This is a genomic window from Blautia sp. MSJ-9 (genome assembly GCF_018919065.1).
GTDB lineage: Bacteria > Bacillota > Clostridia > Lachnospirales > Lachnospiraceae > Blautia_A.
The window spans coordinates 87322-101819 of sequence record NZ_JAHLQG010000012.1; the positions used below are offsets into that span (position 1 = coordinate 87322).

Annotated in this window: 11 protein-coding genes; all 11 read right to left on the reverse strand. The window is 42.0% G+C overall.

All coding sequences use genetic code 11. The features are described 5' to 3' along the window. Nucleotides 1-166: 166 nt before the first annotated feature. The 11 genes from KQI87_RS02920 to KQI87_RS02970 all read right to left on the reverse strand — a co-directional run bounded on the left by KQI87_RS02920 (nucleotide 167) and on the right by KQI87_RS02970 (nucleotide 14458). Nucleotides 167-1480, reverse strand: coding sequence for an O-acetylhomoserine aminocarboxypropyltransferase/cysteine synthase family protein (locus KQI87_RS02920; RefSeq protein ID WP_216458841.1), 1314 nt, complete (start codon nucleotides 1478-1480; stop codon nucleotides 167-169). Nucleotides 1481-1991: 511 nt separating this feature from the next. After that, entirely contained in the window at nucleotides 1992-3074 is a 1083-nt protein-coding gene (gene mnmA, locus KQI87_RS02925) for a tRNA 2-thiouridine(34) synthase MnmA (RefSeq protein ID WP_216458842.1), read from the reverse strand. Between the two features lie 264 nt (nucleotides 3075-3338). After that, nucleotides 3339-4268 (reverse strand): cysteine synthase A, encoded by a 930-nt coding sequence (cysK, locus tag KQI87_RS02930; protein ID WP_216458843.1) that lies wholly within the window; start codon nucleotides 4266-4268, stop codon nucleotides 3339-3341. A gap of 206 nt (nucleotides 4269-4474) precedes the next feature. After that, complete coding sequence (locus KQI87_RS02935) at nucleotides 4475-5086, reverse strand: hypothetical protein (RefSeq protein WP_216458844.1); 612 nt, start codon at nucleotides 5084-5086, stop codon at nucleotides 4475-4477. Between the two features lie 355 nt (nucleotides 5087-5441). Beyond that, entirely contained in the window at nucleotides 5442-5876 is a 435-nt protein-coding gene (locus KQI87_RS02940) for an RrF2 family transcriptional regulator (RefSeq protein WP_216458845.1), read from the reverse strand. Between the two features lie 348 nt (nucleotides 5877-6224). Then, entirely contained in the window at nucleotides 6225-6653 is a 429-nt protein-coding gene (locus KQI87_RS02945; protein WP_216458846.1) for an amino acid-binding protein, read from the reverse strand. Between the two features lie 195 nt (nucleotides 6654-6848). Continuing rightward, nucleotides 6849-9227, reverse strand: a complete 2379-nt coding sequence (locus KQI87_RS02950) for a ribonucleoside triphosphate reductase (RefSeq protein WP_216458847.1) — start codon at nucleotides 9225-9227, stop codon at nucleotides 6849-6851. 333 nt (nucleotides 9228-9560) lie between these two features. Continuing rightward, nucleotides 9561-10796: a GTPase HflX gene (hflX, locus tag KQI87_RS02955; RefSeq protein WP_216458848.1), complete on the reverse strand. Its 1236-nt coding sequence runs from the start codon at nucleotides 10794-10796 to the stop codon at nucleotides 9561-9563. A 152-nt stretch (nucleotides 10797-10948) separates the two neighbouring features. Continuing rightward, nucleotides 10949-12106, reverse strand: a complete 1158-nt coding sequence (locus KQI87_RS02960; protein ID WP_216458849.1) for a tetratricopeptide repeat protein — start codon at nucleotides 12104-12106, stop codon at nucleotides 10949-10951. A 20-nt stretch (nucleotides 12107-12126) separates the two neighbouring features. Continuing rightward, nucleotides 12127-13473 carry a phosphoglucosamine mutase gene (glmM, locus tag KQI87_RS02965; protein WP_216458850.1) on the reverse strand — a complete coding sequence of 449 codons (1347 nt, stop codon included), beginning with the start codon at nucleotides 13471-13473 and terminating at the stop codon, nucleotides 12127-12129. Between the two features lie 70 nt (nucleotides 13474-13543). Further along, nucleotides 13544-14458 (reverse strand): nucleotidyltransferase family protein, encoded by a 915-nt coding sequence (locus KQI87_RS02970; protein WP_216458851.1) that lies wholly within the window; start codon nucleotides 14456-14458, stop codon nucleotides 13544-13546. Between the last annotated feature and the right edge of the window lie 40 nt (nucleotides 14459-14498).

A 14498-nucleotide genomic window follows, 5' to 3' on the forward strand; every position in this document is an offset into this window, starting at 1 on the left:
TTATTTACATTTGCATTCTGTTTGTATTTGCAACTTATTTGCATTTCTGTATTATAACGCATTCTTAGCATTTGTCAAGACACAAAAAGACCATTTTCCGGATGATTGGGGGAATACCGAAAAATGGTCTTCTATGCAATAATAAAGGAGGTTATACTTTTATCAATTATTCAGCTACTGCTTTAAATGCTTCGTCAAGGTCCTGAATGATATCATCAATGTTCTCAGTACCAATAGAGAGACGGATTGTGTTTGGTTTGATGCCCTGGTCAAGAAGTTCTTCTTCTGTGCACTGGCTGTGTGTTGTTGTAGCCGGATGGATAACAAGAGATTTAACATCAGCTACGTTAGCAAGCAGTGAGAACAGTTCAAGGTTATCAATAAAGTCTTTTGCTTTCTGTGCATCACCCTTGATTTCAAATGTAAAGATAGAACCGCCGCCGTTCGGGAAGTATTTCTTGTAAAGTTCCTGCTGGCTTGGATCTGTGGATACAGATGGATGATGAACTTTCTCTACCTGTGGGTGGTTGTTTAAGTACTGAACTACTTTCAGTGCGTTCTCTACATGACGTTCTACACGGAGAGACAGAGTTTCAAGTCCCTGAAGGAAGATGAATGAGCTTACAGGAGAGATTGTTGCACCTGTGTCACGAAGAAGGATTGCACGAATCTTTGTAACAAATGCAGCCGGTCCGCAAGCTTTTGTAAAGCTTACACCATGATAGCTTGGATTTGGCTCTGTCAGAGATGCAAATTTACCAGATGCTTCCCAGTCAAATTTGCCACCTTCTACGATAACACCACCAATTGTTGTTCCATGTCCGCCAATGAACTTAGTTGCAGAATGAACAACGATATCTGCACCATATTCGATTGGTCTTACAAGGTAAGGTGTTGCAAATGTGTTATCTACAACAAGCGGGATTTTATGTGCATGAGCGATCTTTGCAATAGCTTCAATATCAACTACATCAGAGTTCGGGTTTCCAAGTGTTTCAATGTAAACAGCTTTTGTGTTGTCCTGGATTGCATTCTCTACTTCTTCAAGGTTGAATACATCAACAAATGTTGTTGTAATTCCGTAAGCCGGAAGTGTATGCTCAAGAAGGTTTGTTGTTCCACCGTAGATGTTCTTAGCTGCTACGATGTGGTCGCCCTGCTGTGCAAGGTTCTCAATTGTGTATGTGATTGCTGCTGCACCGGATGCTACTGCAAGTGCTGCGGAACCACCTTCAAGTGCTGCAATTCTCTTCTCAAATACATCTTCTGTCGGGTTTGTCAGACGTCCGTAGATATTACCTGCATCTGCAAGTCCGAAACGAGCGGCTGCGTGATCGCAGTTTCTGAATACGTAGGAAGATGTCTGGTAGATCGGTACTGCTCTTGCATCTGTAACTGGATCCGGGCTTTCCTGTCCTACGTGAAGCTGTAATGTTTCAAATTTGAAATTTCTGTCTTTTCTTGCGATTTTTTTACTCATGTGTCTGTCCTCATCTTTCTTTCGATTTATGATAATAGTCTTAATTTCTGATATGTTGCTTTCACCTGCCTGCGTTTCATCTGGCAGTTGGTGTTTCTTATTCTCATAAGAAATAATTGCAATTTTTATATTGTAAGTTTAACTCCTGTATTCCATGTTCTGTCTTCAGATCATTAACACAGACACATTCGTTTCTCTTCTATACAAATTAGATTCTGGCTCTTTAATACCCTCATTTCTAAGCCTCTTCTCTTTCTACGTATTTCATATCTGTTTGATATGATTTAGCATAGTTGTATATTATCACTCCATTCCTAGTATGTCAATAGGAAAACGAAAGATTTTTCTCAATAACCTTATCTTAGAATTTTATAACTTTTAATAGTTAATAACTATATGTTTACGATCCAAAATCACATAAGTTACTTCACATCAGAACTTCATAACAGAACAATTCGTAAATGCAAAATCAGGGACAGTCTAACTTCTGCCCCTGACTTTAATTTTATATTCATTTAATGCAGCTCTCAATCACGCCGCCGCCTACAACAATATCTCCATCATACAGAACAACTGCCTGTCCTCTTGTAATGGCTCTCTGTGGCTTATCAAAGCGTACATGCAGAACACCATCCTCAGTCTGCCATGCCACCGCATCCTGTTCCGAATGACGGTAGCGGATCTTTGCTTTCAATCTCATTGGCTCTCTGAGAGATTCGCAGGAAATCAGATTTACTTTTTCAGCTGTCAGTTCTGTATGGAAAAGATCCTCGTTACTTCCCAGCACTACCTGATTTGTTTTCGGGGAAATATCACAAACGTACAGTCTGGCTGCCGCCGGAATTCCCAGACCACGTCTCTGGCCAAGTGTATAGTGAATGATTCCTTTATGTTTGCCAAGGACATTTCCTTCCATATCTACAAAATCACCCGGTTTAGATTTACGTCCTGTGTACTGCTCAATAAACTTCGCATAATCTCCGTCTGGAACGAAGCAGATATCCTGGCTGTCATGCTTTCTGGCATTGACAAAGCCGTGTTCCTCTGCGATCTCACGTACCTGTGTCTTGCGCAGTCCACCTAAGGGCAGTGAAATATGTGCCAGCTGCTCCTGTGTAAGCATGTACAGCACATAACTCTGATCCTTCGTATCGTCTACCGCTTTCTTTAATAAATAACGGCCTCGTTCCTCATCATATTCCACACGGGCATAATGACCGGTTACGATATAATCATACTCCAGCTCTTTCATCCTCTGGAACATTTTGTCAAATTTCAGATAACGGTTACAGTCGATGCATGGATTCGGAGTACATCCATGCTCATAGGCATCCACAAAACGGTCCATCACGTCTTCTTTGAATCTTTCAGAGAAATTAAAGACATAATATTTGATTCCCATTCTGTAACATACACTTCGTGCATCCTCCACATCATCCAGAGAACAGCATGTCTTTTCTCTTTTAATTCCAACATCCTCATTGTGGAACAGTTTCATAGTTGCTCCGATACATTCATCACCGGACTCTTTTGTCAGAAGAGCAGCTACAGAACTGTCAACTCCGCCGCTCATTGCTATAATAGCTTTTTTCATATTTTCATTCCATCCTATCTTAGTAAATCAGCCAAACGATACTAACCTTCGTTCTGCTACTTGTTTATAATCAAACAACTTGTTGGTACACTAGTACATCACATTAGCCTGTCTGATTAAAGGTTATTGTGAAAAACATTCCTGAAAGTTATTCTCTAAAATTATCGTTAAGAGTTATCCTCAAGATTAACATAGCTATTTTATCACATTAGGGCAACGTAAAAAAAGCCCCTTTCAGGGCTTTTTTATATTGCATTGCTGTTTTTATACAAATAATGGTGTGGAATAGTAACGGTCTCCAGAGTCTGGAAGAAGTGCTACGATTGTCTTACCTTTATTCTCCGGTCTCTTGGCAAGTTCAATTGCTGCATAGAGAGCTGCACCTGAAGAAATACCCACCAGAATACCTTCATGTTTTGCAATAAGTTTACCTGTTGCAAATGCGTCCTCGTTCTCTACAGGGATGATTTCATTATAAACTTCCGTATTCAATGCTTTCGGTACAAATCCGGCACCGATACCCTGAATCTTATGCGGGCCGCTCTTGCCCTGAGAAAGTACAGGAGAAGTTGCAGGCTCTACTGCTACTACTTTTACATCCGGGTTCTGGGATTTCAGATATTCTCCAACACCTGTGATTGTTCCACCTGTACCAACACCTGCTACAAAGATATCTACCTGTCCGTCTGTGTCTCTCCAGATTTCCGGACCTGTAGTTTTTCTGTGAATTGCAGGGTTTGCAGGATTCTCAAACTGCCCCGGAATGAAGCTGTTCTCATATTCTGCTGCCAGTTCTTTCGCTTTGGCAATTGCACCGTTCATACCTTTGGTTCCATCTGTTAATACGATCTCTGCACCATATGCTTTCAGAATATTTCTTCTCTCAACACTCATTGTTTCCGGCATAGTAAGGATTACTCTGTATCCTTTGATCGCTGCAAGAGAGGCAAGACCGATTCCTGTATTTCCTGATGTTGGCTCGATAATAACTGCTCCAGGTTTCAGAACACCCTTCTCCTCTGCATCTTCGATCATGCTGAGTGCAATACGGTCCTTGGCACTTCCTGCCGGGTTAAAATACTCAAGCTTCACAAGCACTTTGGCTTCCAGTCCAAGATCTTTTTCAATATTTCCAACCTCAAGGAGAGGTGTGTTTCCAACTAATTCTGCTGCATTCTTATAAATCTTTGCCATGAGTTCGTCCTCCTTATTTCATACTAAATATATATGAATTATATGTTATGTATATAATATGCTATAAACAGGCTATTGTCAAGAGATAAATTTAAAAAATACGATCTGAAAAAAAACAGTTCTGCAACTCATTTACAAGTCGCAGAACTGTCAGTTCAACTGATAAAGCTATCCGATATAAATTTTACTCCACTCATTTTTATCAGTTATTTATGTTTTCTTTTTCTTACCGTTACTGTTGCAATGATCAGTGTGGATGCTGCAAGCAGCAATATCATTACCATAACCGGTGTATTATCGCCGGTCTTAACAGGAGTTATGGAAGTTCCTGCTTCAAGTTCTTCCTTTACCTGTTCAAAAGTCAGCAATGTTTCTGCTGTCTGATTCTGAAAGTTATCTGGTACTGTATTATTTTGGTTGTTTTCCGGAGCAGGATCTGTTTCTTCATCCGATGTTGTAAATGGGTTTTCATCTTCGTTCGGTGTTTCTTCTCCATCTGATAGAATTGGATTCATAGGATCCACAATTGGATTTGCCCCAGGATTATTGCCATTGTCTCCTGAAGTGTCTCTTCCTTCTGTATCCTCTCTGCCATTTTCTTCATCACCTTCGTTATCCCCCTGCTCAGTGTCCCCATCTTCTTCTGATTCTTCGCCTTCCAGATCGTCAGAAATTCCATCTTCTGACTGTGCGTTAAACGTAACACTTTCAATTATCTCAGCAGCATTTTCCTGTGCTGCGTTCAGGGTTCCGCTTTGTCCTAACGTCATCGACGCCGCCAGCATGATCGCCAGCAATTTCTTTCCTCTTTTTCTCATATTTTTCACTTCCTAAGACCTTTTTCTTTATTATATCAATACTTTTTCTCAGTATCGGTGGATTTATTTTTTAGAAGGTGGATTATTTTTAGATTTCACATAATCTTTCAGCAGAATTTTCCTATTAGATGTAAATCGACAAAAAACGCCGGATAACTTTTCAGTCATCCGACGTATCTTTTCTGTATTGGATAATTCGCAGAATAAAGCGGATAAAATCATCCTCTTCGCTACACGGCTCTATCCCGAATAATTGCTCTGCTGTTTATCAGGAGAAGCTTGCACTCCTCCTAATACAAACAATTCCCCTGCTTATTGCTTTTTGTAATTAAAGCAGAGGACTTGCTTAATGTAGTTAGATCACATAGTCATTTCCCATCTGTTCATACCAGTCCTTGAGATCCTGGAGCGTTACCTTATCGAGTACTCCTTCGATAGCATCATCCAGCATTTCCCACAGGCGAAGTGTTACGCACTCTCCAGCTCTGGCACACTGATTGGGGTCATCTTCCAGACAGGCTACTGGTTTCATACTACCTTCCGTCAGACGTAGAATGCTTCCTACGGTGTAAGTCTGCGGTTCTCTTGCAAGCATATAGCCACCCTGAGCACCTCTTAAGCTCCTTACATATCCCGCTTTCTTTAATGATGAAATAATCTGCTCCAGATATTTCTCGGAAATTCCCTGCCTTGCAGCAATATCTTTAATCTTGACCAGCTCACCAGTGTTGTGTATTGCAAGGTCAAGCATTAATCTTAACGCATATCTTCCCTTGGTAGAAATCTGCATCTCTCAAAATCCTCCTGACTTCATGTCCTCTCAGCATCTCTGCTCTCTATTTAGAAATTTTTCCTATTATCATCTAGTCTTATTATATAGTATTCCTAGTTAGTTAGTCAAGATATATTTTTATTTCCTATATGAATATAGTGAAATAAGGGTTACTGTTCACTCCGTGCCCAGTAACACGCTTCGCGATGCACAGAATTTATGCTAATCGCATAAATTCGCGCAGTATGTCTCAGGTTTTCTGTGACATAAAAACAAAAAATCACAGGAGCCTGTGAATTCTTCGATTTCTCCCCACAAGCCCTGTGATTATTTTCTCACTCTATGCGATAAATATTCTGCCCTTTATTATTTCTCCAGTTCATCTGCTGTAGAGAATACTTTGAATCCATTATTCTTAAGAACGCTCTCTGTCACTGCGATATCCTCAGAATGCAGGATCACTACTGGTCTGAGATCTTTTCTGTGGAATGAAGTATAAATGTAATCAAGGCTTACGTTGCTGTCAGCCATGATCTTCAAAAGTTCATCCAGACCACCAACCTGATCTTTCATATCTACTACGATTGCCTGTGTAATACGATTCATATATCCTCTCTGATTCAAAATCATCTCCGCTTTATCCGGGTTATCGCAGATCATACGGAAGATTGCAAATTCCGGGGCATCAAAGCATGCAAAACCATAAATATTAATATCATTATCTGCAAGCATACCAGTTACTCTCTTCAGACTTCCTGCTTTATTTTCTACGAATACGATATTCTGTTTCACCATCTCTTTTTATCCTCCAAAAACTTTAATTAATCTTGATATTTCAGCTCTTTTTATAGTGCTCATAACATTCTGTACTCATTATAGCATCTTACAAAGGAAATGAAAATCCCCTTTCCTGCTGGTATTTTATCAATTCCTGACGCAAAACAAACGCCGGAACATCAAGTCCGGCGTTTGTACACATTATCTTTCTATTTATAACTCTTCATCCACATATCTCTGAATATTAGACGCATTTACATACTTCGTCATATGCTCACCATCAGTAATGACCAGAGTCGGAGCCTGCATGATTCCGAATTCCTTTGCCATCTCCGGATTCTTCTCTGCATCGATGATCTCCAGTTCCTCGCCTTCCAGCATCTTCTTTGCCATCTTGCAATTCGGGCAGGTACTGGTTGTAAACAGATATTTATGAGAGGTCACCGGCTCAATTTTTACATCATCCTTAGTCATCGTAACTACGCTTGTGTGTACCGGCTGCATCTTCTTGATATCTGAATGCATCACATCATAAAGTGTACGGTTCTTGTACTCCTGCGCCTTACCATCGTTCCAGTTCTGAACCGGTCTGTAATATCCGGTGATACGACTGTAAACTTCTGCCTTCTTGCCACATTTCGGACAGGTAAAGTGCTCTCCGCTGATATATCCATGTTCTTTACATACAGAATATGTCGGAGAAATGGTATAATATGGAAGTTTATAGTTCTCTGCGATCTTTCGTACCAGAGCTGCTGCTGCCTTCCAGTCAGGAAGCTTCTCACCGATAAATGCATGGAATACTGTACCTGAAGTATACAGTGTCTGCAGATCATCCTGAATATCCAGTGCATCAAAAATATCTGTCGTATATTCAACCGGAAGATGAGAACTGTTTGTATAGTAAGGAGTATCTCCCTTCTTACCAGCAGTCTTAATATCCGGCCAGCGCTTTCTGTCATGTTTCGCCAGACGATATGCTGTAGACTCAGCAGGGGTTGCCTCCAGATTAAAGAGCTCGCCTTCATATTTCACCTGGTAATCAGACAGACGCTCTCTCATGTGTTCCAGAACCTCTTTAGTAAACTTCTGAGTTCTCTCATCGGACATGTCCCCACCTAACCAGCGTGCATTCAGTCCAACCTCATTCATACCAACCAGACCGATGGTTGAGAAATGATTGGAAAAGCTTCCCAGGTATCTCTTAGTATACGGATATAATCCCTCATCCAGCAGCTTGCCGATGACTTCTCTCTTAATATGCAGAGAACGTGCGGAAATATCCATCAAACGATCCAGACGATTATAAAATTCTTCCGGTGTCTTAGAAAGATATGCAATACGTGGCATATTGATGGTTACAACACCCACAGAACCGGTGCTCTCTCCTGATCCGAAGAATCCGCCGCTTTTCTTACGAAGCTCTCTTAAGTCCAGACGCAGACGGCAGCACATGCTTCGGATATCGCTCGGTTTCATATCACTGTTAATATAGTTTGAGAAATATGGCGTTCCATATTTGGATGTCATCTCAAAGAGGAGACGATTGTTCTCTGTGTCAGACCAGTCGAACTCTTTTGTAATGGAATAGGTCGGGATTGGATACTGGAATCCCCGTCCATTGGCATCACCCTCGATCATTGTCTCGATGAATGCCTTATTGATCATATCCATCTCTTTCTTGCAGTCCTTATACTTGAAGTCCATGTTCTTACCGCCAACGATTGCTGGAAGCTCTGCAAGGTCGTCCGGCACGGTCCAGTCAAGTGTAATATTGGAAAACGGCGCCTGTGTTCCCCATCTGCTCGGTGTATTCACTCCATAGATAAAGGATTCAATGCATTTCTTCACTTCCGGATAGCTTAAATTGTCTGCTTTGACAAAAGGTGCCAGGTATGTGTCAAAGGAAGAGAAAGCCTGAGCGCCTGCCCATTCATTCTGCATGATTCCAAGGAAATTTACCATCTGATTGCAAAGAACGCTTAAGTGCTTTGCAGGGGAAGAAGTAATCTTGCCTTCAATACCGCCAAGTCCCTCCTTGATCAACTGTTTTAATGACCATCCTGCACAATATCCGGTCAGCATGGACAGATCGTGAATGTGAATGTCTGCATTTCTGTGTGCATCTGCGATCTCATTATCATAGATCTCAGACAGCCAGTAATTCGCGGTTACTGCTCCGGAGTTGCTCAAGATCAGACCACCAACGGAATAAGTAACTGTAGAGTTCTCTTTTACACGCCAGTCTTCAACCTTTACATAGCTGTTGACGATCTCTTTATAATCGAGGATTGTAGATTTCATATTGCGGACTTTCTCTCTCTGCTTGCGGTAAAGAATATATGCCTTGGCTACATCTGCATATCCTGCCTGGATCAGTACGTTCTCTACACTGTCCTGAATTTCCTCTACTGTAATCTTATTGTCGGAAATCTTCTTCTGAAAATCAGAAGTAACACGAAGTCCCAGAAGATCGATCATCTCTTCACTGTAATTCTTCTCTTTTGCATCAAAAGCTTTATGGATGGCTGCAGTGATCTTGCCGATCTTAAACTCATCCAATTCGCCGTCACGTTTTACTACCTGAAACATATTAATGCCCCCATCTTCTCTTGTTCGTATGTCCTGTCAAGGACACTGCCGCCTACCGTTCACTCCGCGTCCGGTAAACGCTGTAGGTCTATTGTAGCAGAGTATCTATCTTTCGTCAACACAGAAAAACACCACATAATGTTCCTCAATTTCTCAAAAGGCACAATATATGGTGTTCTTTGCGTTTTTTATTTTTTCTGTACAGGACAATATTTCTGTAAAAAAATACTATTTTTTCTGAAAATCTGCAATTTATCACAAGACTATCCGGCAGATTTTTTATAGCGATATTATAACATAATTTTGCCCATAAATAAACATATGTTCTTTCTTTTATACAACTTTCGCATAGATTTCTTTCGGCACTCTTGCCTTTACAGCAATCCCTGCTTCTGTATATTCTTCTGAGATCAACTGTCCATATTCACGGATAAGTTGAATCTTTCCGGCCTCCTGATATGGAAAAAGACGCTCTACATAGATCTGCTCTTCTGCCAAAAGCTTCTCCAGAAGATTATTTAAATCATCCAGCCCCTGCCCTGTTTTCGCAGAAATCTTCAATGTATAATCGGACTTAAAATCTCTCAGTACAAATGCCCCCGGTGCATCCTGCTTATTAAAAAGTGTGATAATCTTCTTTCCCATCACTCCAAGCTCCCGCAGTGTCTCATATACGACATGCATCTGCATTTCTGCCTGTGGATTCGAAGAATCTACCACATGAATGATATAATCTGCATATTTCGCTTCTTCCAGGGTACTCTTAAATGCTTCTACAAGATGATGCGGCAGTTTATGGATAAATCCTACCGTATCTGTCAGCAGAATCTGCTGTCCATCCTTCAGATTGAGAAGTCTGGTTGTCGGATCCAGGGTCGCAAACAATTTATCCTCTGACAGAACATCAGAGCCTGTCAGTTTATTTAACAGAGTAGACTTTCCTGCATTGGTATATCCTACAATGGCTGCCGTCTTCATATTTCCTCTTGCACGACTTGAACGTATCAGCTCTCTGTGCTTCTCTACCTGTGTAAGCTCCTGCTTCAATGCAGAAATTCTGGTACGAATCAGACGACGGTCTGTTTCCAGTTTCTTCTCTCCGGGACCCCTTGTTCCAATTCCACCGCCCAGACGTGACAAAGATTCTCTTAATCCAACCAGACGGGCTGCTCTGTAACGGAGCTGTGCAAGCTCTACCTGTATCTTACCTTCACTCGTAATCGCACGTGCCGCAAAAATATCCAGGATCAGCAATGTTCTGTCCATTACTTTACAGTCCAGCTCGCGTTCCAGATTATTGAGCTGTGCAGGAGAAAGCTCATCATCACAGATAATACCAGTTGCATCCATGGCATATACCATTGCACGCACTTCCTCGATTTTACCTTTTCCAATATAGGTTCCCGGATGTACGGCTTCACGATTCTGTATGATCTTTCCCACAGTGACAGCCCCGGCTGTTGAGGCAAGCTCTTCAAGTTCGTCCAGAGACTCCTCCACGTTGTCATTATCTCCGGTCTGAACACCCACAAGAACGACCCGTTCTTCCAGCTTTCCAAATTCTTCCATAATATCTCCTTAGTCAGGCAAACGTCTCTGCCTCGCTATTTTGCATACAGTAAAGAATCCTGCTTGCAAGATTCTCCCCTGCGGCGGATCACTTCAGTAGCATAATTTCTCCTACACAATCCAGTGTAGACAATTACTCCAGATAATCTGTATTACTGTGCACTTTCCGCATTATCTGCTTCTGTAGTGTCATCAGTTGCCTCTGCGACTCCACTGTCGGATGTCGTATCTGCACTCTCCACAGAAGCAGAATCCGTACTACTTACACGGGTATTCAAAAACGCCAGTTCTTTCTTTACAGTCTTATCTTCCGGATACAGATCCAGATATTCTTTCGCTTTCTGCAGTGCAGTCTGAAAATCCAGTTTCTTCTCATAAACTGCAATCTCATTAAACAACAGGCTCTGCAGCTCTTCACCTTCTGCCACATGAATTCCGCTGGATATATTAGAAAGCGCACTGTCATAGTCTCCCGCTTCGATATCACACAGCGCAAGCCCGTTGAATCCCTTCGCTCCATTGTCTGCCTGTGATACATACTGCTGGAACATAGTTCTTGCATTCTCGCTGTCGCCCTGCTCCATATATACCATTCCAAGCAATGCCAGAGCTTCTGTATTATTTCCGTCAATTGCCTGTTTCAGCTCATCTACATCATTATCGTAATCATCCATATAGTAATAGACCCGACCGCGATCACAATGATCCTGCGCATTCTTCGCAGTGCCTGACAAAGCGGCCTCCAGATAACGAGTTCCATCAGCCTCCATATCCTTATCCAGGTATGCTCCATAGATCTGAATTGCTCTGTCATAAGTCGCATCCTCACCATATGCCTGCTCAAAATTAGAGGCAGCTTCCTCATAAGAGTCCATAGCCAATGCAGTCTCTCCTGTGAGGAAATAGATATCTGCGTCCATATCGTAGGATTCCGCCAATGCCTGACAATCTGCCAGAGCTTCCTCATATGCTTTTATTTTCAGATAAACGGCAGCTCTATAGGACAGAATGTCCTTTTTCAGATTCTTTCCCACCTTATCACTATTCAGCGCATTTGTAAAATTCGTTATGGCATCTTCATAATTTCCCAGTTTCATCTGGGCTACACCGGCTCCTCTGTAAGATTGAGCAACTTTTACTCCTGCTGCGATCGCAGTTTCATATTCCTCCAGGGCAATCTCGTAATTCCCCTGCTCCAGATCCAAAGCCGCCTGTTTATAGTTCTTTGTATCTTCCGGACTGCAGCCTGTCAGAAGCATAAGACTCAGACAGCCTGCTGCCAGAAGCAGTCCAGTTTTTCTAATTTTCATGCAATTCCCTTGTCGGCTGATCAGTCAACGATCAAACCTTCTGCTTCCATTACTTTCACTACTCGATCTACTTTCTCATGGCAGATCTCATCAGTTCCGGCTTCCACCATTACACGGATCAGTGGTTCTGTACCACTCTCGCGTACAAGAATACGTCCGTCAGTTCCAAGTTCTTTTGCCACCTCTTTTACAATTGCGACAACCTTCGAATTCTCTCTTGCAGTCTTTTTGTCTGCTACACGGACATTTCTGAGAAGCTGCGGATAAACTTTCATTTCTTTTGCCAGATCACACAGAGTTGCTTTCTTCTCCACGCATGCTTCCATGACCATCAGAGAAGTCAGTATTCCGTCACCTGTTGCAGCATAACGGCTGAAAATGATGTGTCCAGACTGCTCGCCGCCCAGGCTGTAATCATTCTCCATCATATTCTCAGCTACATATTTGTCACCAACGGCGGTCTGCTCATATTTCATGCCTTCTCTTTCCAGAGATTTGTACAAACCAAGATTAGACATAACAGTAGTTACCACTGTATCTCCTTTTAATCTGCCCTGCTCTTTGAGATATTTTCCACATACATACATGATCTTATCGCCGTCAACCACATTTCCCTTATGATCTACGGCAATACAGCGGTCAGCATCGCCATCATATGCAAAGCCGATATCCAGTCCATTATCTACCACATATTTCTGCAGAACTTCAATATGTGTAGAGCCACAGTTTGTATTGATATTGGTTCCATCCGGCTGATTGTTGATCACATAAGTCTTTGCCTGAAGTGCATCAAATACGCTCTTTGCAATTGCTGAAGAGCTTCCGTTTGCACAGTCAAGACCAACTTTCAGACCTTTGAAATCACGGCTTGGAATAGAAATCAGATGTCCGATATAACGGTTTCTTCCTGATGCAAAGTCTACGGTACGTCCAATATCTTCCTTGGTTGCCAGAGGAAGATCCTCGATCAGGCCATCCAGATATGCTTCGATTCTTGTTTCTACTTCTGCTTCGATCTTCTGTCCATTGCCGTTCAGAAGCTTGATACCGTTATCATAGAATGGATTATGACTTGCAGAAATCATGATTCCACAGTCAAAATCCTCTGTGCGTACTGCATAGGAAACGCTCGGAGTTGTAGTCACATGAAGAAGATATGCATCAGCACCGGACGCAGTCAGGCCTGCAACAAGTGCATACTCAAACATATAGCTGCTTCTTCTTGTATCTTTTCCGATGACGATTTTGGCCTTATGCTCTCTTCCGTAATACCAACCAACATAACGTCCTACTTTAAATGCATGATCTACTGTCAGTTTTACATTAGCTTCTCCACGAAATCCATCTGTTCCAAAATATTTTCCCATAATAGCTCTCCTTTACTCACACTGCTGTCTGTATCTTATTCGATCGTCTGTCTGTCAATTACTCCCGAAATTATTTATAAAGTCCCTGCGGATATACTCCTGCATCTGTGAGATCCTTAAATGCGTTCATTACTGTTTCTTTATCTTCCTGGTAAGTTACACCAAACCATGTATCCTTTGTCTCCAGAACATCTACCTTTGCACTTCCGTTCTTGATCAGACGATCTACCAGCTCTGGAAGAAGATACTCTTTCTTGATCTCATCCGGTGTCAGACCGCCAAGAAATTCCACAAATCCCTTCTCAAGGATCTCCATGAAATCCGGTGTCAGTCCCCACATATTCATGGAAACCAGGTCCTTTACATCCAGCGCTTTCACATTTCCGTCAGTTCTTGACTCAGCGCCGGCCGCAGTTTTAAATATATCATGTGTCTCTGTTACACCTGTAAGCTGTCCATTCTCAATATTGCAGATACCTCTTGTAACACTTCCATTATCGCTTAATGTATTTCCCAGTCGGAATCCCGCCATGCAAATATGAATCTTGCCATCTTTTAGCTGTTCCTGGATCAGGTAGTCATGTACTTTTACATAAGCTTCTTTTCCATAGTAATCATCTGCATTGATAACGATAAACGGCTCATCCAGAACTTTCTTTGCAGCAAGTACTGCCTGGCCGGTTCCCCATGGTTTCGTACGGTCTGCAGGTTTGCTAAATCCTTCCGGCAGATCATCCAGTTCCTGGAAAACATACTCTACTTCTGTGATCTTCTCAATGCGCTCTCCGATCACTTTGCGGAATTCCTCTTCCAGATCCTTACGAATGATAAACACAACCTTGTTAAATCCTGCTTCCAGAGCATCATGGATAGAATAGTCCATAATAATCTCACCGCACGGTCCTACCGGTGCAAGCTGCTTGATCCCTTTTCCAAAACGGCTTCCGATTCCTGCTGCCATAATTACAAGTGCTGTTTTCTGCATAAATATTTTCCTCCTGTTTTCCTTCTCCTATTCTCATGCT